Here is a 21,658-nt window from a genome sequence, read left to right on the forward strand (position 1 = left end):
GACCTTTTCGTGGCGCTGCCGCAGGCCCGCCGCATGCTCCCAGCTAGCATGTTCGGGTGTCTGATCCGCTTGTTATCGCCGAGAGAGTGTCCGGTTCGCTGCCCGAGTTGACAGCGGACGAGATCGATGCCGCCGCGAAGCGAATTTCGGACATTATCGAGCCGACGCCGCTGCAACGGATTCCGCGGCTGTCGGCGCTGACCGGGGCCGAGGTCTACCTCAAGCGGGAGGACCTCACCGCCGTCCGCTCCTACAAGCTGCGCGGCGCCTACAACCTCATGGTGCAGCTGACCGCCGCCGAGAAGGCCGCGGGCGTGGTCACCGCCAGCGCCGGAAACCACGCGCAGGGCGTGGCTTTCGCCTGTAAGGCCATGGGCGTGACGGGCCGCATCTACGTGCCCACCACCACCCCGAAGCAGAAGCGCGACCGAATCCGCGTCCACGGCGGCGAATTCGTGGAACTCATCGCCGTCGGCGACACCTTCGACGCGGCCGCCGCGGCCGCCGCCGACGATGTGAAGCGCACCGGGGCGACGATGGTCCCGCCCTTCGACGATCCGCGCACCGCGGCCGGTCAGGGCACCATCGCCGCCGAATTCCTCGAACAGCTCGGCCGCGAGCCCGATCTGGTGGTGATTCCGGTGGGCGGCGGTGGCTGCCTGGCTGGTATCGCCACCTATCTGCGGGAACGGTCGCCCCACTCCGCGATTCTCGCGGTGGAGCCGACGGGCGCGGCGTCCATGACGGCCGCGCTGGTGGCCGGCGGCCCGGTGACGCTGCCCGAGATCGACCCGTTCGTGGACGGCGCCGCCGTGCGCCGGGTCGGCGGGGTCGGCTACCAGGCGGTGGTGCGCTTCGGCGGCCAGGTCCGCTCGCACGCCTCGCTGCCCCTGCTGACGAGCACCGAAACCGGTTCGGGCGCAGGATCTTTCCGCATGATGCACGTGGACGAGGGCGCCATCTGCACCGCCATGCTGGAGCTGTACCAGAACGAGGGCATCGTCGCCGAGCCGGCGGGCGCGCTCGCGACGGCGGCGCTGCGCGAGGTCGAGATCGAGCCGGGTGCGACGGTGGTGGTGCTGCTCTCGGGCGGCAACAACGATGTCTCCCGCTACGGCGAGGTGATCGAGCGTTCGCTGGTGCATCAGGGCCTGAAGCACTATTTCCTGGTGGACTTCCCGCAGGAGCCCGGCGCGCTGCGCCGGTTCCTGGACGAGGTCCTGGGCCCCGATGACGACATCACCGTGTTCGAGTACGTGAAGCGCAACAACCGCGAAACCGGTGCCGCCCTGGTCGGTATCGAACTGGGCACCCCGGAGGGCCTGGAACCGCTGCTCGGGCGGATGGACAAGTCGCCGATCCAGTGTGAGCGGCTGGATCCGAACTCGCCCGCCTACCGGTATCTGACCTGACCGGTGACCCGTGTGATCCGACCCCTCGTTCGGATCACACGGGTCCGGTTGCCCCGGTGGGGCTTTCAGGCGTGCAGGAGGTATCCCGCCGCCGAGCTGTGAATGATCCGCGGCCGGCCGAGCTTGCGGTCCAGCCGCGTGATCACCTCGTCCACGCCCGCGGTCGAGGTGGAATCGCTGCAGAAGGCGGCGATCTCGGCCGGGGTGACGAGGGTTCCGGCGCGCGCGGCCAGCAGTTCCAGCGCGCAGAATTCGCGGGTGGTCATGGTCAGCAGGATTCCGCTGCGGCGCACCCGCCGGCGTAATCGGTCCACCACCAGATCCCCGATGGTGAGCACGGGCGAGTGCGGCGAGCGCCGGGGCGAGCACAGCGCACGCACCCGCGCGGCGAGCTCGCCCAGCGAGAACGGCTTGGCCAGATAGTCGTCGGCGCCGCCTGCGTAGCCCTCTCTGCGATCGGCGGGACTGTCGCGCGCGGTGATCAGCAATGCGGGGGTGCGATCACCCGATTCCCGTTGCCGCCGTACCAGTTCCAGTCCGTCGCCGTCGGGTAGCCCGCGGTCCACGATGAGGCAGTCGTAGATCCGCACCCCGCACTGCTCGGCGGCGTCGGTGAGATTGCGGGTCAGATCGACGATGAATCCGGCCGCCCGCAGTCCGTCCGCGACCCGCTCGCCCAGCCGCTCGTCGTCCTCGCACACCAGGACACATACGCTGCGGGCGCTCACTCCATCGTCGGACATGCCGCCACCGTGCCACAGGGATCGTGAACGAATCGTGAGCGATCGCCGGGCGAGCGCGGGATGTTAACGCCGCGGGGAGGGGTACTTGTGGGGGCACGCGCCGGGGTTAACGACCGCGTGGCCCGGGCGCGATGATCGGGTAGTTCACTACGCGTGAAACCGAACGGTCAGGGCGGGAGGCTGACGTTCATGAAAAGGCTGGTCGTGTGTTGTGACGGCACCTGGAAGGCCGAGTCGAGCTCGACGGTGTCGAACATCGTGAAGATCGCGGAAACGGTCAAGCTGACCGGGACGGACAGGGAGGGGAAGTCCGTCGGTCAGCGCATCAACTACGTCTCGGGTCCGGGCTCGCGCGGCTTCATGTCGGACAAGTTGCTGGGCGGCGCGTTCGGTCTGGGCCTGGAGGCCAATCTGTCGGCCGCCTACTGGCAGCTGGCCCTGAACTGGGAGCCCGGGGACGAGATCTACATCTTCGGCTTCAGCCGCGGCGCGTACACCGCCCGCAGCCTGGCGGGGATGATCAACCGGCTCGGAATCCTGACCTACGAGGCCATCATCGGGGGTAAGTACCCGAAGGCGCTGGAGATCTACAAGACCCGCAAGCAGAACCCCGACGATCCGGATCCGCCGGAGTGGGCGGCGTTCCGCGCCGCGAACTGCCACCCCGAGAGGCCGGTCATCAATTTCCTCGGCGTCTTCGACACCGTGGGCGCGATGGGCGTCCCGGGTATCACCTCGTGGCTGCACAGCTTCCACGATGTGCGGCTCTCGCGCATCGTGCTGTGCGCGCGGCAGGCGCTGGCCATCGACGAGCGGCGGCGTGCCTTCGCGCCCTGCCTGTGGGAGATTCCCGCCGATCAGCGCGAGCTCTACGACCGTCCCGACCGGGTGAAGCAGGTCTGGTTCGAGGGCGTGCACAGCGATATCGGCGGCGGCTACGCCGACTGCGGGCTGTCCGACATCACCCTGCGCTGGATGATCGCCGAGGCCGAGGCCGAGGGACTGGCCTTCGATCACGACCGCCTCGACACCCTGCTCAGCAGCTGCCCGTTCGACGCCACGCACCTGCACGATTCGCTCAGCCCGGGCTTCCGGGTGCTGAACTACGCCCGTCTGGCGACCGGCTGGCGCAGCCCGCGCTTCTACTGGGATTCCTGGCGCAAGCTGCTGCAACCCGAGGACCAGGACAGCTTCCTGGCCGCCAGCGTTCCGGACCGGAAGGGCTACCGCCCGGCCAATATTCACCGCTGGTGCGAGCATCGGGGCGGTCCGGTGCCGCCGGATCTCATCGAGCCCGTCGACCAGGTGTCACGTGCCGCAGGTGACGACGCGGGCGGCGGTCCGGAAGAATCCGCCGCCTGATCGGCCGGCCGCTCAGCGCACCAGCAGGGCCACCGGCAGCCGGGCGAACAGCTTCTCCAGTCGTGCGCGCCCGGAGAAGGTGTGGCCGGTGAGCCGGTCGGTCCAGTGTCCCTGCGGCAGATCCAGCACGGTGTCGGCCCAGCCGCCCGCCTCGTCCAGTCGGATGCTGTGCCGGGTGACGGCCACGATCACCTCGGGGGTCTCCCCGGTGCGGCCGCGGGCGTAGGAGAGCAGGTGCTGGGCGCGGTCGCCGGCCGCGAACAGCGGGATGTAGGCGCCGCCGACGAAGCAGTCGGGGCGTTCGCGCCGCAGCCACAGCGCGTACGCCACGATCCACATCTTGACCGCACCGGTCGGGTCGAGATCCGGTGTGCCGGTGAGGGATTGCAGCAGCAGGGAACGGTGGGTGAAGTCCACCGGGCGGCGGTTGTCGGGATCGACGAGCGAGTCCTCCCACAGCTCGCAGCCCTGGTAGACGTCCGGGATACCGGGGCCGCACAGTTGCAGCAGCTTCTGCGCCAGCGCGTCGGTCCAGGCGTGGCCGGCCAGATCGGCCACGAACTCACCCAGTTCGGCGCCGACCGGTCCGTCGATGACGGTGTCGATCCAGCGGTGCACCGCCGTCTCGAACTCGACATCCGGTTCCTCCCAGGAGGATTGGGTGCCGGCCTCGCGAACCGCCTTCTCCGCGAACTGATGTAGCCGCTCGCGCAGCCCGGGCACGGCCGCGGCGGGGCGGCCGTCGGCGGGCCACACCCCGAACATGTTCTGCAGCAGGAACAGTGTGGTCGCGCCGTCGGGTCCGGGTGCGATCTCCTCCCAGGTGCTGACCGAGCGCGCCCAGATGTCGGGCACCTGCGAGAGCATGCCGATGCGGGCGCGCACGTCCTCGCCGCGCTTGGTGTCGTGGGTGGACAGCGCGGTCATGCCGGCCGGCCAGCGTTGCGCGCGTTCGGCATTGGCGAGGTGGAACTCGATGGGCGAGCAGCCGAAGCGGGCCGGGTCCGCGCCCATCTCCTGCAGCGACACCAGCCGCGCGGCGCGGTAGAACATGGTGTCCTCCACGGCTTTCGCGCTCATCGCCCCGCCCACCTGGTGGAAGCGGGTGGCGGCCTCGCCGCCGGTCGCCAGCGCGGTCACCAGCACCTGCAGCGGCGCGGTCAGTTCGGCATTGCGCCGCGCCACCTCGGCGACGACGGCCCCGACCATGCCCGCCAGCGGCGCGTAGTCGGTGCGGTAGACCGGCATGAACGACAGCACCTCGATGGCGGCATTGGTGAGCGCCATGGTGTCGAAGGCGTCGGCGCGGGCGTCGCGCTTGACCGCGGCCACCAGCCGCCGCACCTCGGGCACCAGCATGGTCTCGGCGACGGCGCGGCGAATCCGGTGTTCCTGCTCGGTGAACCAGGCCCGGTCGCTGCCGTGCCCGGTGAACTGCCGCGACAGGTCGGTGAGCTGTTTCTCGCCGTCCGGGTCGATGAGCACGCCACCGATGTCGGCGAGGGAGTCGTAGCCGGTGGTGCCGTCGATGGGGAGGGTGGCGTCGAGGGGCTCACGATTGGAGAGCACTTTCTCCACCAGCAGCAGCCGCTGCGGTCCGATGAGCAGGCGCAGCCGCCGCAGGTACTCGGCGGGCTGGGCCAGTCCGTCGGGATGATCCACGCGCACACCGTCGATGAGGTCGTGCTCGCACCAGGCGGCCAGTTCCCGATGGGTGGCCTCGAAGACCGCCGGCTCCTCCTGCCGGATGGCGGCCAGCCCGCCCACGGTGAAGTAGCGGCGGTATCCACACAGCCCCGACTTCCAGTTGACCAGGCGGTAGTGCTGCTTGTCGTGAATGCGCAGCGCGTTCTCGCCGTCGGTGCCGGGCGCGATGGGGAAGCGCAGATCGTGCAGTGCCAGCATGGGTTCGGGCCCGGAGCGGTCCACGGTCAGCGCCGCCGGATCGTTCTCCCCGGCCAGCACCGGCAGCGCGATGCGCCCGCCCGCGCCATTGCCCGGCGTCCAGTCGATATCGAACCAGATGGCGTACTTGGACTTCTTGCCCTGCCGCAGCACATCCCACCACCACTGGTTCTGCCGCGGATCGGCCACCGCCACATGGTTGGGCACCAGATCGATGATGAGTCCCATACCGCGGCTGCGCACCTCGTCGGCGAGGGCCTTGAGCCCGGTCGGCCCGCCCAGCGCGGCCGACACCGTGGTCGGATCGGTGACGTCGTAGCCGTGGGTGGAGCCGCGTGTCGCGGTCATGACGGGCGACAGGTACAGATGCGAAATGCCCAGTTGCTGCAGGTATTCGGCGATGGCGCGCGCATCGGTGAAGGTGAGCGCGTCGGGCCGCAGCTGCAGGCGGTAGGTGCTGCGCACGGGCGTCTGCCGGGCGATGGGTCCGGTGAGGTGTTCGGGCGAGCTGGTCATGGCGGTATCGATCATGCCGTACGGCGCAGCACGAGTAGACAGCGTGCGGGCACTTGCACCGTTGCGGCAGCGGGGAGGACGGTGTCGGCGGCGGGTCGGCCGGTGGGCGCGGCGCAGTCCAGGGCGACCGACCAGGCATTACCGTGCCGGGCGTCGGGGAGGGTGAAATCCAGGGCTTGGTCGTGAGCGTTGAAGCACAGCAGGAACGAGTCGTCGGCGATGCGTTCCCCGCGCGGGCCCGGCTCGTTGATGCCGTCGCCATTGAGGAACACCGCCAGCGAGCGGGCGAAGCCGGTCTCCCAGTCGGCGTCGGTCATGGCCGCGCCGCCGGGGGTGAACCAGGAGATATCGCCGAGGTCGTCGGGATCGGGCGCCGGATCGAAGAAGCGGCGCCGCCGGAACACCGGGTGCGCGGCGCGCAGCGCGACCGCGCGCCTGGTGAATTCGAGCAGATCGGCATTGATGTCCATGAACGTCCAGTCCATCCACGACAGCGGTGAATCCTGACAGTAGACATTGTTGTTGCCGCGCTGGGTGCGGCCGAATTCGTCGCCGTGCAACAGCATCGGGGTGCCCTGGGAGAGCAGCAGGGTGGCGAGCAGATTACGGGATTGCCGCGCGCGCAGGGCCAGGATCTCCGGATCCTCGGTCGGGCCCTCGACGCCGCAGTTCCAGGAGCGGTTGTAGTTCTCGCCGTCGTGATTGCCCTCGCCATTGGCGTCGTTGTGTTTCTCGTTGTAGGACACCAGATCCGCCAGCGTGAATCCGTCGTGCGCGGTCACGAAATTGATGCTGGCGCTGGGCCGGCGGCCGGTGGTCTCGTACAGATCCGAGGACCCGGTGAGCCGGGAGGCGAACTCGCCCAGCGTCGCCGGCTGCCCGCGCCAGTAATCCCGTACGGTGTCACGGTATTTGCCGTTCCACTCGGTCCAGGCCACCGGGAAATTGCCGACCTGATATCCGCCCTCGCCGACATCCCAGGGTTCGGCGATGAGCTTCACCTGGCTCACCACCGGATCCTGGTGCACCAGGTCGAAGAAGGTGGAAAGCCGGTCCACATCGTGCAATTCGCGGGCCAGGGTGGCCGCCAGGTCGAAGCGGAATCCGTCCACGTGCATCTCGAGGATCCAATAGCGCAGCGAATCCATGATCAGCTGCAGGGCGTGCGGGTGGCGCATATTGAAACTGTTGCCGGTACCCGTGTAATCCATGTAATGCTGCGGATCATCGTCCACCAGGCGGTAATACGCGGCATTGTCGATGCCGCGGAAGCTGATGGTCGGCCCGAATTCATTGCCCTCGGCGGTGTGGTTGTAGACCACGTCGAGGATCACCTCGATACCGGCGGCGTGGAAGGCACGCACCATGGTCTTGAATTCGGTCACCGCGGCGGCGGGGGAGGAGCCCGCGGCATAGCCCCGATGCGGCGCGAAATAGCCGAAGCTGTTGTAGCCCCAGTAATTCCGCAGTCCCCGGTCCAGCAGAATGCGATCGTCGAGGTACTGGTGTACGGGCATGAGCTCCACGGCCGTCACGCCCAGCCCCCGCAGGTGTTCGAGGATCGCCGGATGCGACATGCCCGCGAAGGTGCCGCGCAATTCCGGCGGCACCTCCGGATGCGTGACGGTCATGCCCTTCACGTGCGCCTCGTAGATGACGGTCTCGTGGTACGGCCGTTTCGGCGCGCGATCGTGGGCCCAGTCGAAGTACGGGTTGATGACCACCCCGGTCATGGTGTGCCCGAGCGAGTTCTGCCCGAAGTTGTAGGGCGCGGTGGCGGTCCCGAAGTCGCCCTCGAACGCCTTGCCGTACGGGTCCAGCAGCAGCTTGCTGGGATCGCAGCGCAGCCCCCGCTCCGGATCGAAGCCCCCGTGCACCCGGAAACCGTATCGTTGCCCGGGCCCGACGCCGGGCAGATAGGCGTGCCAGACATAGCCGTCCACCTCGTCGAGCGGCACCCGGGTCTCGCGGTGGTCCGCGTCGATCAGGCACAGCTCCACCCGCCGGGCCACCTCGGAGAACACCGAGAAGTTCGTTCCGGCGCCGTCGTAGGTCGCGCCCAGCGGATAGGCGGTCCCCGGCCAGACACCGAGCGCGGTGGTGCCGGGAGTCGCGGGAGGCATGATCCAGACCCTAGCGGGCGGGATCGTCCTCCCCGCCGAGTCCCCGCCGCCAGGTCTGCCCGACCAGATCGACGCCGAAGCTGTGGTGCGGATTCGATTCCACCAGTTCGAATCCGGCGCGCTGGTAGATGTGGCGCGCGGAGTCCAGCACGCTGTTGGTCCACAGCACCATCTCGGTGTATCCCGCCGCGGCGGCGAAGCGCAGGCATTCGTCGACCAGTGCGCTGCCCACGCCGAGTCCGCGGGCGGACGGTTCCACCAGCAGCAGTCGCAGCCGGGCGGTGGTGTCGTCCTCGCGCATGCAGTAGACACAGCCGACCGGGCTGCCCTCGTATTCGGCGATCCAGGCCCGTTCCCGCTGCGGGTCATGGGAACTCAGCCAGTTCGCGACGATGGTGGCGGCCAGCGTCTCGTATTCGGCGTTCCAGCCGTACTCCTCGGCGTAGAGCACGGCATTGCGGGTGATCACCCAACCGTGGTCGCCGGGCCGGGGTTCGCGCAGGATCACGCCGGCGGGATCGGGCTCGGAGTCGGTGTCGAGGATCTGCTCGATGGTCCGCATGGCCCCGACCAACCGGGTCCGCACCACGGGAGAGTGCGGGACCAGCAGATCCCCGATCTGGTCCTGGGTGCGCTGGTCCAGCTCCGTGAAGGCCGCCCGGCCCGCCTCGGTCAGCTCCACCACCTGCCGCCGGCCGTCGGCGGCGGATCGGCGGCGGGCGACCAGGCCGCGCTCCTCGAACCGGGCCAGGATGCGGCTCAGGTATCCCGGGTCCAGATCCAGGGCCAGCCGCAGGTCCACCACCTCGGTGGCCCCGAAATGGGCCAGCTCGAACAGGATTCTGCCCTCGGTGAGCGAGTACTCGGTGCCGAGCATCTCGCCCTGGAGGACGCCGATGATGCGGGTGTAGCGCCGGTTGAAGGCGCGGACGGCGGCGATGTGCTGTGCCTCGACCGGGCGATCGGTCGTCTCGACGGCCATGCTGGCTCCAATCCTTTGACCGAGTCAAAGAATACGCCGGGGGTGCCGGTGGGTGGCCGGGTTCGTGGTAACTTGAACGCCGTTCAAGCCCGCTCCTCGAAGGACTTCTCGTGGCATCGACCGAGCCTGTTGCGGCACCGACCGAAACTGTTGCGGCACCGACCCGACCCGTCGGTGCGCAGCGCACCGGCGAGATCACCGCGATCGACGCCGCCCACGTGTGGCATCCCTACGGCGGTTTCCCGGCCACCACCGCGCCGCTGGTGGTCGCCTCCGCGTCCGGCACCCGGCTCACCCTGGCCGACGGCCGGGAACTGGTGGACGGCATGAGCTCCTGGTGGGCCGCCGTGCACGGGTATCAGCACCCGGTGCTGGACGCCGCCCTGCTCGCTCAGTCGCGGAAGATGAGTCACGTCATGTTCGGCGGGCTCACCCACGAGCCGGCGGTGCGGTTGTCGCAGCTGCTGGTCGAGCTCACGCCCGAGGGCCTGGACAAGGTCTTCCTCTGCGACTCCGGCTCGGTGTCGGTGGAGGTCGCGGTGAAGATGTGCCTGCAGTACCAGCGGGCGCTGGGGCGGCCGGAGAAGCACCGGCTGATGACCTGGCGCGGCGGCTACCACGGCGACACCTTCACCCCCATGAGCGTCTGCGATCCCGAGGGCGGCATGCACTCGCTGTGGACCGATGTCCTGGTCCCGCAGGTCTTCGCGGGCCCGCCGCCGGAAGCCTATGAGCCGCAATATGTCTCGGAGCTGGAGCGGACCCTCGCCGCGCACGCGCACGAATTGGCCGCGGTCATCGTGGAACCCGTGGTGCAGGGCGCGGGTGGCATGCGCTTCCACGATCCGCGCTACCTGGCCGATCTGCGCCGACTGTGCGACGAGCACGACGTCCTGCTGGTGTTCGACGAGATCGCCACCGGATTCGGCCGCACCGGAACCCTTTTCGCCGCTGAACAAGCGGGTGTCCGGCCCGACGTCATGTGCGTGGGCAAGGCCATCACCGGCGGCTACATGAGCCTGGCCGCCGCGCTGTGCACCACCGAGATCGCCGAGACCATCAGCCGCTCGCACGGCGGCCTCATGCACGGCCCGACCTTCATGGGCAACCCCCTCGCCTGCGCGGTCGCGGTGGCCTCGATCGAACTGCTGCTCTCGCGCGACTGGCAGAGCGAGGTCCGCGACATCCACACCGGCCTCGCCGAGGGCCTGGCCCCCGCCCGTGACCTCCCCGCCGTCGCCGACGTCCGCACCCTCGGCGCGATCGGCGTCATCGAACTGAACCACCCGGTTGACATGCGCAGAACCACCGCCGCCGCAGTCGAATCCGGCGTCTGGCTACGTCCGTTCCGCAATCTCATCTACTGCATGCCGCCCTTCATCAGCACCCGCGACGACGTCCGCCGCATAGCCGCCGCCATGTGCGCCGCCGCAGCCGTCTGACCACCGGATTCGCGCTCCGGTCGAAATACCTCTGAAACAGAGCTATTGTGGGAGCGTGTCCGAGACTCCCCGGGAGAACACAGAAAGCGACAGCTATACCGAGCTGATGACGCTGCTGTTCGGCTCCATGGGCCGCTTGCGGCGGCAGGTTGGCCGGCTGGCCGGGCGGTCGTTCGATGAGCCGGGGCTCTCCGGGGCGCAGTCGGAGTTCTTGCGGCTGGTAGGGCGGCGGCCGGGGATCTCGGTGAAAGAGGCTGCCGGAGAACTGGGTTCGGCGGCGAACAGTGTGTCGACGCTGGTGACAGAGTTGGTCAAGGCAGGGCTCGTGGTGCGTGAGCCGGATCCGCGGGACCGGCGGACGATGCGACTGTCCCTGACCCCGGACGCGCAGCGGATCGCCGACGAGACGCGGCGGCAGCGGCACGCCGTGGTCGCCGAAGCGCTCGACCAGCTCACCGAAACCGAACGCGCGCAACTGCGCAGCGGTCTGGCGGCCATGACGCGCCTCACCGATCTGCTGCACGAACGCGAGCACTCCCGCGGAGGCGACCGATGACCAGCGTGCCCGCCGTCGAATGCGTCGGCCTGACCCACCGCTACGGAACCAGCACCGTGGTCGACGATCTCGCCCTGACCATCGAACGCGGTGAGGTGTTCGGCCTGCTCGGCCCCAACGGCGCGGGCAAGTCCACCACCATTCAGCTGCTCACCACGCTCATGCCCATCCAGTCCGGCACTGTCCGGGTGTTCGGGCTCGATGTCACGACCCGCGCCGTGGACGTCCGCTCCAACCTCGGCTATGTGCCGCAACAACTCTCGATCGAGGCCGGGCTGACCGGGCGGCAGAATGTGGCCTGGTTCGCCCGGCTGTTCGACGTGCCGCGCGCCGAGCGGGCCGAGCGGGTGGACGAGGTGCTCGACGCCATGAACCTGCTGGACATGGCCGACCGGCTGGCGGGCGGCTACTCGGGCGGCATGATCCGCCGCCTCGAACTGGCCCAGGCCCTGGTCAACCGCCCCGCTCTGCTGGTGCTGGACGAGCCGACGGTGGGGCTGGATCCCATTGCGCGCGACAGCGTCTGGGAGCGGGTCGCCGAGATGCGCGCCGGCTACGGCACCACCGTGCTGCTCACTACCCACTACATGGCCGAGGCCGACGCGCTCTGCGATCGAATCGCGCTGCTGCACAAGGGCGTGCTGCGCGCGACCGGTTCGCCCACCGACCTGAAGGCCGGGATCGGCCCCGGGGCGACCCTCGAGGATGTCTTCCGGCATCACGCGGGGGAGAGCCTCGACGATGTGACCGAAGGGAACATGCGCAATGTCCGAAGCACTCGCCGGACCGCCCGGCGCGGGGGCTGATACGGCGTTCACGCCGGTCCTGGCGCCGCGCGGCTGGGCGCGCCTGCCCCGGCTGGCCTCCCGCATGGGCACCTTCGCGCTGGTGGAGATCCAGAAGCTGCGCCACGACCAGACCGAAGTCCTCACCCGCGCAATCCAGCCCGTGCTGTGGATGGTGATATTCGGGACCACCTTCTCCCGCCTGCACGCCCTGCCCACCGGTTCGGTGCCGTACCTGGACTTCCTCGCTCCCGGCGTGATCGCCCAGTCGGCGCTGTTCATCGCGATTTTCTATGGCATCCAGATCATCTGGGACCGGGATGCGGGCATTCTCACCAAACTGCTCGTCACCCCGACCCCGCGGGCCGCGCTGATCGCCGGAAAGTGTTTCGCCGCAGGCGTTCGCGCCATCGCCCAGATCCTGGTGATCGTGATCGTGGCGCTGCTCATGGGTGTGGCCCTCACCGGCAACCCGCTGCGCGTGCTCGCCACCGTTCCCGTGGTCTTCCTCGGCACGGCCTTCTTCGCCTGCCTGTCCATGACCATCGCCGGGCTGGTGCGCGCCCGGGATCGGCTGATGGGCATCGGCCAGGCCATCACCATGCCGCTGTTCTTCGCCTCCAACGCGCTCTACCCCGTGGACCTCATGCCGACGTGGCTGCGGGTCGTCAGCCACGTCAACCCGCTCAGTTACGAGGTGGACGCGCTGCGCGGCCTGCTGATCGGCACACAGGCCGACCTCTGGCTGGACTTCGGTGTACTGGCCGGGGCCGCCACCCTCGGCGTCGCCACCGCGTCGGCCCTGCTGGGCCGATTGGTCCGGTAGGCCGACGCGGTCTCGGCTACCGGTGTGCTGCCGTGCCGGCTCGCGCGGTGCGAGCCGTCAACGGTTGGCCCGTCTTTCGCGCACCTTGTCAGAATTGTCACTGTCTGACAGGACTTCCCAGACCTTGAATACGCAGTGATAGTCGTCGGACCAGCCACGGGCGATCAGCATGTAGGTGTCGCCGTCCCGCAGGATGGTGCGGCGGCTGATCAGCTTCGGATGATCGGGTTGGAATTTCGAGACGAGGTCCGGGACTTTCGCGAGGGCTTGTTCGCGGGTTCCCACCACCTCTGTGAGGATCTTCGGACTCCAGGTTTTGCTGTCGCCGAAGCCGGTCGTCTGCTCGACCACTATTGCCCATCGTGGCATCGCGCAGCCTCCTTACGACTTCCCAGCATAGCGCCGTGTGCCGACACCCATGGCCCCCTGAACGGTGTTCAAGTATGCTTCCGAGCTGTGACTGCCGATCCCCTGAGCTGGCTCGACACCCGCGCCGCCGAGCGCGTGGACGCCGGGCTGCGCCGTGAACTGCGCCCCCGCACCTCCGACACGGTGAGCATCGACCTGGCCTCCAACGACTACCTCGGGCTGGTCCGCCACCCCGAGGTGATCGAGGGCGCCGTCGCCTCGGTGCGGTACTGGGGCGCCGGCGCGACCGGCTCGCGCCTGGTCACCGGGACCACCGCCGAGCACGAACAGCTCGAGACCGAACTCGCCGAATTCGTCGGCGCAGAGGCCGGATTGGTGTTCGCCTCCGGCTACGCCGCGAACCTGGGCGCGGTCACCGCGCTGGCCGGCCGTGGCGCACTGGTGGTTTCGGACGCGGGCAGCCACGCCTCGCTGGTCGACGCCTGCCGGCTGTCGCGGGCCCGGGTGGAGATCGCACCGCACTGCGACCCGGCGGCCGTGGACCGCCTGCTGTCCGAGCGCACCGAGGACCGTGCACTGGTCTTGACGGACTCGGTGTTCAGCGCCGACGGGGATCTCGCGCCGCTGACCGAACTGCACCGGGTGACCCGGGCCAATGGCGCGGTGCTCATCGTGGACGAGGCGCACGGCCTGGGGGTGCGCGGCAACGGCGGCCGCGGCCTGGTGCAGGAGTGCGGGCTGGCCGGGGAGCCCGACCTGGTGATCACCGCGACCCTCTCCAAAGCCTTTGCCGCCCAGGGCGGCGCGGTGCTGGCCAGCGAACGGGTGCGCGCCCACCTCATCGACGCCGCCCGCACCTTCATTTTCGACACCGGCCTGGCGCCCGCCGCCGTCGGCGCGGCCCGCGCGGCCCTGCGGCTGCTGCGCCGCGACCCCGAGATGGCCCAGCGGGTGCTCGACCGCGCCGCCGATCTGGCCCGCATCGCCGGTGTCGGCCAACCGGATTCGGCCGTCGTCCCGGTCGTCCTCGGCGATGCCCAGGTCGCCTACGACGCCGCTCAGGCCTGCCGCGCCCGCGGTCTCAGCGTCGGCTGCTTCCGCCCGCCGTCGGTCCCCGAGGGCACCTCCCGCCTGCGCCTGACCGCCCGCGCCGACCTCACCGAGGCCGAGCTGGCCACCATCGCAACCGTTCTCGGCGAGGTCCTCGCCGAAGCCCGTGGGCGGCAGGTGGTCCCGGCATGAGCCGCCTCCTGTTCATCACCGGAACCTCCACCGACGTCGGCAAGACCATCGTCACCGCGGCCCTGGCGGCGACCGTCCGCGCCGCAGGTCTGGACGTCGCCGTCTGCAAACCCGCCCAAACCGGCGTAGCCCCCGGTGAACCCGGCGACCTCGCCGAAATCACCCGGTTGAGCGGGGTCACCCGCACCCTGGAACTGGCCCGCTACCCGGAGCCCCTGGCCCCCGACACCGCCGCCCGGCGCTGCGGCCAACCGCTGCTGACCCTGTCCGAGACCATCGCCGGCATCGAGTCCTGCGCGGACGCGGACCTCGTCCTGGTCGAGGGTGCCGGCGGCCTGCTCGTCCGCATCGGCGACTTCACCCTCCTCGACCTGGCCCAAAAACTCGGTGCCCCGGTGCTACTGGTAGCGGCCCCCGGCCTCGGCACCCTCAACCACAGCGAACTGACCACCCGAGCCCTGACCGCCGCCGGCGTCCCCTGCGCAGGTCTCGTCATCGGATCCTGGCCCGCCACCCCCGATCTCGCCTCCGAGTGCAACCGCACCGACCTCCCCGCCGTAACCGGCGTCGACCTCATCGGCTCCATCCCCGCCGGCGCCGGCTCCTGGCCCGCCCCCGATTTCACCGCCGCCGCCCCCACCTGGTTCGACCGGACCTGGACCGCCGGCCACCTCCTGACCCATTCCTAGCGATCGGTGGGGTGGGCCAGTGCCTCGTAGGGCACCAATCCTCGCCGTCTGTTAGCCGCACCGGCGACGCGAAGTGCCGCCGGCGCGATGCTGAGGACAGGTGGCGGGTGGGTTGCCTCATGAATTTCTAACGGGCGGTTCCGCATGCTGGGGGCATGGATGAGTTGGCTGCCGTTGCGCATGTGTTGCGGCGCACCACCTTCGGGCCCTTTCCGGGGCGGGTGGAGGACCTGGTGGGCCGGGGCGGTGGCGGGGATGTCGTCGAGAGTGTGCTGGCCGCCGCTCCGCTGACGCCGGCGCCGCCGGTGTTCGACGAGGAGGCCGATGCCGCGTCGAGCGGGCCGGTTGGTTCGTGGCTGCGGGCGGTGGCGGATCCGGCGGCCGGGGTACACGAGAAGATGGTGTGGTTCTGGCATGGGCATTTCACGTCGAGTCACGACAAGGTCGATACCTGGGACCTGATGTGGCGGCAGCATTTGTTGTTCCGGAAATTCGCGCTGGGGAATTTCCGGGAGCTGGCGCAGGCGGTGACCGTGGACGGGGCCATGCTGCAATGGCTCGACGGTGCCGGGTCGGTGGCGCAGGCGCCCAATGAGAATCATGGGCGGGAGCTCATGGAGTTGTTCACCCTTGGGCGGGGGAACTACACGCAGCGGGATGTGGAGGCCGCGGCGGTCGCGTTGTCGGGGTGGAGTGTCGACGACCACGGGTCGGTGGCATTCGATCCGGAATCCGGGAATCAGCGGGCCGTGGAGCTGCTGGGACGTCGGGTGACCACCGTCCGCGATGCCGTCGACGTGCTGTGCGATCGGCCCGAGAGCGCGCGGTTCATCGCCGCGAAACTGCACCACTTCCTGGTCGGCCGGGTCGCCTCGGACCAGCGGCTGACCGAGCTGGCTGCGGTATTCACGCAGGCGCGCTTGGAGATTCGGCCCCTGGTGGCGGCGATCCTGCACGATCCGTCGTTCGCGGAGGCAAGGTACACGCGCCCGCGCTATCCGGTCGAATGGGTCACCGCCGCCCTCGCCGTCTGCGGGATCGACAATGCGGCAACCGCTTTCGAGACGATGACCGCGCTCGGTCAATCGCCGTTCTATCCGCCGAATGTGGCGGGCTGGCCGCCGGGGAGTCGGTGGGTCGCGCCGGGTACGGCCGTCGCGCGAGCGGCGCTGGCGGTGAACGCGCCTGCGCTGACCGAGATCGCGGGGGCCGGCGACCCGGTCGCGGCCGCGTTCACCCGCGCCTCGATCTTCGACCCGAGCCCCGGAACCCGCACCGCCGCCCGGGATCTGGCGTTCGAACTGCGCCGGTACCCGGAACAGGCCGCGACGGCCCTGCTGGCCCTGGTCATCACCTCGCCGGAATTCACGCTGGTATGAACCGGAAGGACTTTCCATGGTCTCGTTGAATCGGCGCACTGTGCTGCGGGCGGGTATCGGCGCCGGGGCGGTGGCCGCAGTCGGCGGGGTGGCGGGCCATCGGCTGCTCGGCTCTTCAGATGCGCCGGACGTCTGGCATCCGCCGGCGCCGGTACGGGCGGCGGCGCTCGACAAGCGGCGGCTGGTGGTGATCGAAATGGCCGGCGGCAGTGACGGATTGTCGATGGCCGTGCCCTACGCCGACTCCCGCTACCGCGACCTGCGACGCGGCACCGCCATCGCCGCCGAGCACGTGCACGCCATCGACGGCGCGCTCGGCCTGCATCCGCAGCTGAGAGAACTGGCCGCCGCAGGCGTCTCGGTGATTCCGGGCGTGGGCACCGCCAAACCCGATCTGTCGCATTTCGAGATGCTGCACCGCTGGCAGACCGGCGATCCCGAGGGCACTGCCCGCCCGGACACCGGATTCCTCGGGCGGCTCTGCGACCATCTCGGCGACCCGGCCGCACCCGCGGTGGGCGTGTCGCTGGGTGTCGGCGCCACACCGGCGCTCGCCTGCGAACGGGTCACCACACTGTCCGTGGATGCCGGAAACGACGGCCTGTTCCCGGTTTTCGAGGACGAGAACGTCCGCGCCGCCTGGCTGGCCGCCCAGCGGGCCTTGGCGCACCCCGACCGCGCCGACGCACCGCTCTTCGCCACCGCCCGGGCGGGCAGCGCGTCCGCCCTGCGGTTCTCGGATGTGGCGGCCACCCTCCCGGCGGCCGCGGACGGCTACCCGGGCAGTGACCTGGGGGTCCAATTGCGTTTGGCCGCACGGCTGCTCGCCGACGACAACCACGGCCTGCGCATCGTGCACGTCCCGATGGGCGCGGACTTCGACACCCATTCGAAGCACCCGCGCCGCTACGAGACCCTGATGCGGGAGCTCGACACGGCGCTGGCCGCCTTCCGCCGGGACCTGGCCGCCCGGGGTATCGCCGATCGCGTGCTCGTCGCCGCGTACAGCGAATTCGGCCGCCGCGTCCCGGTGAACGACTCGGACGGCCTCGACCACGGCGCGGCCGGGACGGCCCTGCTGCTCGGGCCGACGAATCCCGGCGTCTTCGGGGAAACACCATCACTGCATGCCCTCGACGCGGACGGCAATCTGCGCGCGACGGTCGATATGACCGAGTTCTACGCCACCCTCGCCGAGAGCTGGTTCGGCGTCCCGGCCGGGGACGTCCTGCCCGGTTCCCCGCGTCCGCTGCCCGGGGTCGTGGCCGCGTGACCGGTACGGATGCTGTAATTGCGCAGGTGCGGGTACTCGTGTGCGAGGACGACAGGAATCTGGGCGACGAGGTCGCGGCCGGGCTGCGCGCGGCCGGTTTCGCCGTGGACCTGGCCCGCGATTGCGCCGACGCCGACCTGAAGATCACCGTCAACACCTACGACTGCCTGGTCGTCGACCGCGGCCTGCCCGACGGCGACGGCCTCGACCTGGTGCGCGCCCATCGGGACTCCGGGCAGCGCACCCCGGTCGTCATGCTCACCGCCCGCGATGCCCTCGCCGACCGGCTCGACGGCTTCGCCCACGGCGCCGACGACTATGTCGTGAAGCCGTTCGCCATGGACGAACTGGCCGCCCGCGTGGGCGCGCTGTGCCGCCGCCGGGAGCTGCCCGCACCCACCCGCACGGTCGTCGGCACCCTCGTGGTGGACCGGCCGCGCCGCCGCGTCCACCGCGCGGGCACACTGCTCACCTTGACTCCCAAGGAGTTCGGTGTCCTGGAGCTCCTCGCGGTCCGCGCCGGAACCGTCGTGACCCGCGCCGAACTCATCGAATGCTGCTGGGACGAAATGGCCGAACCCGCGTCGAACGTGGTCGACGTCGTGGTAGCCCAGCTGCGCCGCAAGCTCGGCGCCCCGCCCCTCATCGAAACCGTCCGCGGCGCCGGTTTCACCATCACGCCGTGAAGTTCCGGCGGCGCACGACATCCCACGGCCGTCCCGGTGAGGCGGGCGCGCGACCGGCGGACGCCGATCCCGGTGCGGCCGACCATGATTCGCGCGGCCGGCTCGCCCGCCGGCTGCGAAGCAGGCCCACGTCGCAACCGACCACGCCGGGCCGGCTGCGGCGCACGCGGTGGCTGCTGACCGGGCTGTTCACCGCGCTGACCGCCGTCTGCCTGATCGTGCTCGCGTCCCTCGCGGCCTCCATCGATGGGCATTCGCGGGAGAAGGCCCTGGATGCGGGCGTCGACCGGGTGGTGACCGGGCTGGCGCGCGAGGTGTACTGGAACGAGGACGGCGGCATCGATCTGGAGACTGTGCGCGGCGACGACGATCTGGCGAGCGGCCCCAGCGCAGTCGCGATTCTGGTCCGCGACCAGAACGGCCGCTGGCAGGAACTGTTCGTACACAGGCGATCCGGACTGCCCGCGGACCTGACCGGACTCGCGCAGCAGGCCGCCGATGCCGAGGACACCCAGTGGCACAGCCGCACCGACCGCGACGGCAATCCGGTACGGCTGGCGGCGGCCCCGGCCTGGGACAACGACTCCACCGTCGGCGCCGTCGTTTTCGCGGGCGGCGACCCGGCGCCGGGGGCGAGCGACCACCGCAGCCTGGTCGTGGCCCTGTGGGCCGGCGGGCTGACCCTGGTGGCGCTGGCCGCCCTGGCCGGGCACCTGCTGTCCGGGGTGAGCATGCGCCCGGCGGTGCGCATGCTCGACCAGCAGGAGCGCTTCCTGTCCGAGGCCTCGCACGAATTACGCACGCCCCTGGCCACTTTGCGGCTCTATCTGGATGCCGCGCTGCGTGATCCGGCCGACACCCGGCGCGCGGTCACCGACGCCCGCGCGCTCACCGACCGCATGGGCCGCATGGTGGCCGGGCTGCTGGCCCGTACCCGCGCCGAAACCGGTGTGGGCGAACTGGATCGGCAGCGCCTGTACCTGGACCAGCTGGTGGAGGGCGTGGTCGCGGAATGCGGCGGCGACGTCACCCTCACCGCGGAACCCACTGCGGTGCGGGCGGATCCGGATCTGCTGGCCCTGGCGGTCCGCAATCTCATCGACAATGCCCTGGTGCACGGCGGCACGCCCGTGGAGGTGCGGGTGGCGGCGGGGCAGGTGCTGGTGCGCGATCACGGGCCCGGCCTGGATCCCGCGCTCGCCGATCCCTTCCGGCGCGGCGCGGTCGGGGCGCGCGGGCATCACGGCATCGGCCTGTCACTGGTGCGATGGGTGGCGACCGTCCATTCCGGTTCGGTGACCCTGGCTCCGGCGCCGGGCGGCGGCACCCTGGCGACGCTCGCGCTGCCGGTCGCGCCCGAGGACGTATCGGACAGCTCGGCGGAGTTGTCGTGATCTTCATCACATCGGGCGTAGGGTGGCGCGGTGCCTTCCACTCGAGTCGAGAAGTTCGTCGGTGCCCCGCGTCCGAATGTCTTCCGGGCGCTCCTGGATGCGCATTCGGTGCGCACGTGGATGGTTCCCGACGGCATGACCAGTCGCATCCATGAGTTCGATCCCCGCGTCGGCGGGCGGATCCGGATCTCGCTGACCTACGACCTGCACACCCGGGCTGGGAAGACGGCCCCGCACACCGACACCTTCCACGGTGTGTTCGCCCGGGTCGTGCCCGATCGCGAGGTGGTGCAGACCCTCGAATTCGAAACGGACGACCCGGAACTGCGTGGCGAGATGACGGTGACCTACACCCTCGACGACGTTCCGGGCGGGACCCGTGTGACGGCGTACCACGAGAACCTGCCGCCCGGACTCTCGCCCGACGAGAACGAGATCGGCTTCCGCGCGGCCCTGGCCAAACTCGCCGAGCACGCCGAGCAGGCCGCCGAGGACTGACACCGCCCGCGAAATCCACTGACACTGCCCGGGAAATCGCCCTCGATCCCGCTGGATTGCGCGGAGATGACCGCTGCCCACCGAAATGACCTGTGCGCTACCAGGAGATGACCGGCAGAACAAGCCTGGATGACCAGCCGGAAATTCGTACAGTTGATTGGTATGGCGCTGCCGGGTTTTCCGAATCCGTCCGGCGTCGCCGACTACGACGACCGGCGGCGTCGCGCGCGCCTGCGCGCGACCCGTTCGGGCGTCGGCTGGGTCCGCTGGCGGCGGACCCGGCTGCTGGTCCTGCGGCTGAGCCTGGTGCCGCTGGTGGCGCTGGGCGCCTTCGCCGAATACATGGGTCTGGACGTGCTGCCGGAGCAGGCGCGGCTGGCGCGCACCGAACCCGCCGTGCTGCCCATCGCGGGCCCGTCGGATTCGCAGGCCGGCGACACCGCCGTCTTCGATCTGGTCGGGCTGGGTGTCCTCGACGCCAGTGACACCGCCCGGGCGCTGCCCTCGCTGCGGCGGCTGGGATCGGTGTGGGCGGTGCGCTACGACAATGCCGGTATCGACACCAAGGTCATCTCGGATCTGATCGTGAAGGTCACCGACGCGGCCAAGGTGCCGAACGTGGTGCTGACCGGGCACAGCATGGGCGGGGTCATCGCGCTGGAGATCGCCAAGCACCTGCACCAGGACAGCAGGAAGCGGGTGCGGGCGGTGATCCTGGACTGCACGCCGGTGGATCTGAACGCGGTCCGCCCCGAGAGCCGCGACCAGGGTGAGGAAATGCTGCGCTGGATGGGCTGGGTGCCCGGCGCGCGGGAGAGCCGGCTGCTGCGGCTGATCGTGGAAACGTATGCGCGCCATGAGAGTTTCGTCGGCGGACGCTATGTGATCCGCGGCGACGAGTTCCGCGCGGCGGTGCAGAACGTTCTGCGCGACAAGATCCTGAACACCAATGCCGCCAGCAACGGCCTGATCGAGGCCCAGTTCAAGGCCATCGTGGCCGGCGGCGCGGTCGACGATCTGCGGGCGCTGTCCAAACCCGCTGCGGGCAAACCCCGTCCGGCCGTCGTGTTCATCCGGCCGCACAACCCGTACGACGATCCGATCGTGGATGTGGAGTACTCGCACAAGGCGCTGATCGACCAGGTCGGTGGCGTGAACGGGACACTGCTGGTGGTGACCACGCGAACCACCGGGCACGCCAACCCGATCGAGCGGCCGCAGGAGTACAACACGGTCATCGAGCAGCAGGTGGTGCCGTTCGTGCGGCAGGTGCAGGCCGACGAGGCGGCGGTCTTCTCGGTCGGGGGGGGGGGCGACCAGGGGGGCGGCGGACCGAGTTGTGGGGGGGGGGGGGGGGGGGAAGAGGGGGGGGGGGAGGGGAGAAGGAAAAGGGGGGGGGAGGGAAAAAGAAAAGGGCCCAGAAAAAAAACCCCCCGGTCCCGTTGCCATTACCAGCTAGCGGGTTTTACCCCAGGC

19 protein-coding genes are annotated in these 21,658 nt (G+C 69.9%); 14 read left to right on the forward strand and 5 right to left on the reverse strand.

Features of this window, described 5'->3' with window-relative positions:
- The first annotated feature begins 56 nt into the window (after window positions 1-56).
- Window positions 57-1,412: a threonine ammonia-lyase IlvA gene (ilvA, locus tag ACFXN1_RS19100; protein ID WP_379440014.1), complete on the forward strand. Its 1,356-nt coding sequence runs from the start codon at window positions 57-59 to the stop codon at window positions 1,410-1,412.
- Window positions 1,413-1,477: 65 nt separating this feature from the next.
- On the opposite strand, the gene ACFXN1_RS19105 is transcribed toward ilvA, so the two are convergent.
- Window positions 1,478-2,155 (reverse strand): response regulator transcription factor, encoded by a 678-nt coding sequence (locus ACFXN1_RS19105; RefSeq protein ID WP_379401691.1) that lies wholly within the window; start codon window positions 2,153-2,155, stop codon window positions 1,478-1,480.
- Between the two features lie 189 nt (window positions 2,156-2,344).
- On the opposite strand from ACFXN1_RS19105, the gene ACFXN1_RS19110 reads away from it, so the two are divergent.
- Window positions 2,345-3,517 carry a DUF2235 domain-containing protein gene (locus ACFXN1_RS19110; protein WP_379440016.1) on the forward strand — a complete coding sequence of 391 codons (1,173 nt, stop codon included), beginning with the start codon at window positions 2,345-2,347 and terminating at the stop codon, window positions 3,515-3,517.
- A 12-nt stretch (window positions 3,518-3,529) separates the two neighbouring features.
- Here ACFXN1_RS19110 and treY read toward each other — a convergent pair whose 3' ends face one another.
- The 3 genes from treY to ACFXN1_RS19125 are packed head-to-tail and all read right to left on the reverse strand — an operon-like array spanning window position 3,530 to window position 9,043.
- The gene (treY, locus tag ACFXN1_RS19115; RefSeq protein ID WP_379440017.1) at window positions 3,530-5,938 is read right to left on the reverse strand and encodes a malto-oligosyltrehalose synthase; all 2,409 of its coding nucleotides are present in this window, start codon (window positions 5,936-5,938) and stop codon (window positions 3,530-3,532) included.
- 11 nt (window positions 5,939-5,949) lie between these two features.
- Window positions 5,950-8,061, reverse strand: a complete 2,112-nt coding sequence (gene glgX / locus ACFXN1_RS19120) for a glycogen debranching protein GlgX (RefSeq protein WP_379440019.1) — start codon at window positions 8,059-8,061, stop codon at window positions 5,950-5,952.
- A 10-nt stretch (window positions 8,062-8,071) separates the two neighbouring features.
- A complete protein-coding gene (locus ACFXN1_RS19125) occupies window positions 8,072-9,043 on the reverse strand; it encodes a GNAT family N-acetyltransferase (protein ID WP_379440020.1) in 972 nt (323 codons plus the stop codon).
- A gap of 194 nt (window positions 9,044-9,237) precedes the next feature.
- Between ACFXN1_RS19125 and ACFXN1_RS19130 the strand changes: the two genes are divergently transcribed.
- The 4 genes from ACFXN1_RS19130 to ACFXN1_RS19145 all read left to right on the forward strand — a co-directional run bounded on the left by ACFXN1_RS19130 (window position 9,238) and on the right by ACFXN1_RS19145 (window position 12,652).
- Window positions 9,238-10,485 carry an adenosylmethionine--8-amino-7-oxononanoate transaminase gene (locus tag ACFXN1_RS19130; RefSeq protein WP_379440043.1) on the forward strand — a complete coding sequence of 416 codons (1,248 nt, stop codon included), beginning with the start codon at window positions 9,238-9,240 and terminating at the stop codon, window positions 10,483-10,485.
- A gap of 55 nt (window positions 10,486-10,540) precedes the next feature.
- Window positions 10,541-11,041, forward strand: a complete 501-nt coding sequence (locus ACFXN1_RS19135; RefSeq protein ID WP_379440022.1) for a MarR family winged helix-turn-helix transcriptional regulator — start codon at window positions 10,541-10,543, stop codon at window positions 11,039-11,041.
- Window positions 11,038-11,847: an ABC transporter ATP-binding protein gene (locus tag ACFXN1_RS19140; protein WP_379440024.1), complete on the forward strand. Its 810-nt coding sequence runs from the start codon at window positions 11,038-11,040 to the stop codon at window positions 11,845-11,847. Before ACFXN1_RS19135 ends, ACFXN1_RS19140 begins: the two co-directional genes overlap by 4 nt.
- Window positions 11,848-11,911: 64 nt before the next feature.
- Complete coding sequence (locus tag ACFXN1_RS19145) at window positions 11,912-12,652, forward strand: ABC transporter permease (protein WP_354843208.1); 741 nt, start codon at window positions 11,912-11,914, stop codon at window positions 12,650-12,652.
- 57 nt (window positions 12,653-12,709) lie between these two features.
- On the opposite strand, the gene ACFXN1_RS19150 is transcribed toward ACFXN1_RS19145, so the two are convergent.
- Window positions 12,710-13,003, reverse strand: a complete 294-nt coding sequence (locus tag ACFXN1_RS19150; protein ID WP_379440026.1) for a hypothetical protein — start codon at window positions 13,001-13,003, stop codon at window positions 12,710-12,712.
- Between the two features lie 105 nt (window positions 13,004-13,108).
- On the opposite strand from ACFXN1_RS19150, the gene ACFXN1_RS19155 reads away from it, so the two are divergent.
- The 8 genes from ACFXN1_RS19155 to ACFXN1_RS19190 form a co-directional block, all read left to right on the forward strand.
- Complete coding sequence (locus ACFXN1_RS19155) at window positions 13,109-14,263, forward strand: 8-amino-7-oxononanoate synthase (protein ID WP_379440028.1); 1,155 nt, start codon at window positions 13,109-13,111, stop codon at window positions 14,261-14,263.
- A complete protein-coding gene (gene bioD / locus ACFXN1_RS19160; RefSeq protein WP_379440029.1) occupies window positions 14,260-14,952 on the forward strand; it encodes a dethiobiotin synthase in 693 nt (230 codons plus the stop codon). Before ACFXN1_RS19155 ends, bioD begins: the two co-directional genes overlap by 4 nt.
- Window positions 14,953-15,107: 155 nt before the next feature.
- On the forward strand, window positions 15,108-16,331 hold the full coding sequence (locus ACFXN1_RS19165) for a DUF1800 family protein (RefSeq protein ID WP_379440031.1): 1,224 nt from the start codon (window positions 15,108-15,110) through the stop codon (window positions 16,329-16,331).
- Window positions 16,332-16,347: 16 nt separating this feature from the next.
- Window positions 16,348-17,604: a DUF1501 domain-containing protein gene (locus ACFXN1_RS19170; protein WP_379440032.1), complete on the forward strand. Its 1,257-nt coding sequence runs from the start codon at window positions 16,348-16,350 to the stop codon at window positions 17,602-17,604.
- Window positions 17,601-18,290, forward strand: coding sequence for a response regulator transcription factor (locus ACFXN1_RS19175; RefSeq protein ID WP_379421418.1), 690 nt, complete (start codon window positions 17,601-17,603; stop codon window positions 18,288-18,290). The genes ACFXN1_RS19170 and ACFXN1_RS19175 overlap by 4 nt, the downstream gene beginning before the upstream one ends.
- Window positions 18,287-19,684: a sensor histidine kinase gene (locus tag ACFXN1_RS19180; protein ID WP_379440034.1), complete on the forward strand. Its 1,398-nt coding sequence runs from the start codon at window positions 18,287-18,289 to the stop codon at window positions 19,682-19,684. The genes ACFXN1_RS19175 and ACFXN1_RS19180 overlap by 4 nt, the downstream gene beginning before the upstream one ends.
- 30 nt (window positions 19,685-19,714) lie before the next feature.
- Window positions 19,715-20,182 carry an SRPBCC domain-containing protein gene (locus ACFXN1_RS19185; RefSeq protein WP_379401704.1) on the forward strand — a complete coding sequence of 156 codons (468 nt, stop codon included), beginning with the start codon at window positions 19,715-19,717 and terminating at the stop codon, window positions 20,180-20,182.
- Between the two features lie 162 nt (window positions 20,183-20,344).
- A partial coding sequence (locus ACFXN1_RS19190) for an alpha/beta fold hydrolase (RefSeq protein WP_379463638.1) occupies window positions 20,345-21,658 on the forward strand: 1,314 nt, incomplete at its 3' end.

Origin of the sequence: Nocardia sp. NPDC059154 (assembly GCF_042755705.1) — a bacterium.
GTDB lineage: Bacteria > Actinomycetota > Actinomycetes > Mycobacteriales > Mycobacteriaceae > Nocardia.

What these genes read in the sequence shown, in the direction of transcription:
- ACFXN1_RS19170 (WP_379440032.1), top strand. Translation starts at nt 16,348, where the DNA reads ATGGTCTCGTTGAATCGGCGCACTGTGCTGCGGGCGGGTATCGGCGCC.
- ACFXN1_RS19110 (WP_379440016.1), top strand. Translation starts at nt 2,345, where the DNA reads ATGAAAAGGCTGGTCGTGTGTTGTGACGGCACCTGGAAGGCCGAGTCG.
- bioD (WP_379440029.1), top strand. Translation starts at nt 14,260, where the DNA reads ATGAGCCGCCTCCTGTTCATCACCGGAACCTCCACCGACGTCGGCAAG.
- ACFXN1_RS19140 (WP_379440024.1), top strand. Translation starts at nt 11,038, where the DNA reads ATGACCAGCGTGCCCGCCGTCGAATGCGTCGGCCTGACCCACCGCTAC.
- glgX (WP_379440019.1), bottom strand. Translation starts at nt 8,061, where the DNA reads ATGCCTCCCGCGACTCCCGGCACCACCGCGCTCGGTGTCTGGCCGGGG.
- treY (WP_379440017.1), bottom strand. Translation starts at nt 5,938, where the DNA reads ATGACCAGCTCGCCCGAACACCTCACCGGACCCATCGCCCGGCAGACG.
- ACFXN1_RS19105 (WP_379401691.1), bottom strand. Translation starts at nt 2,155, where the DNA reads ATGTCCGACGATGGAGTGAGCGCCCGCAGCGTATGTGTCCTGGTGTGC.
- ACFXN1_RS19125 (WP_379440020.1), bottom strand. Translation starts at nt 9,043, where the DNA reads ATGGCCGTCGAGACGACCGATCGCCCGGTCGAGGCACAGCACATCGCC.
- ACFXN1_RS19165 (WP_379440031.1), top strand. Translation starts at nt 15,108, where the DNA reads ATGGATGAGTTGGCTGCCGTTGCGCATGTGTTGCGGCGCACCACCTTC.
- ACFXN1_RS19145 (WP_354843208.1), top strand. Translation starts at nt 11,912, where the DNA reads ATGGGCACCTTCGCGCTGGTGGAGATCCAGAAGCTGCGCCACGACCAG.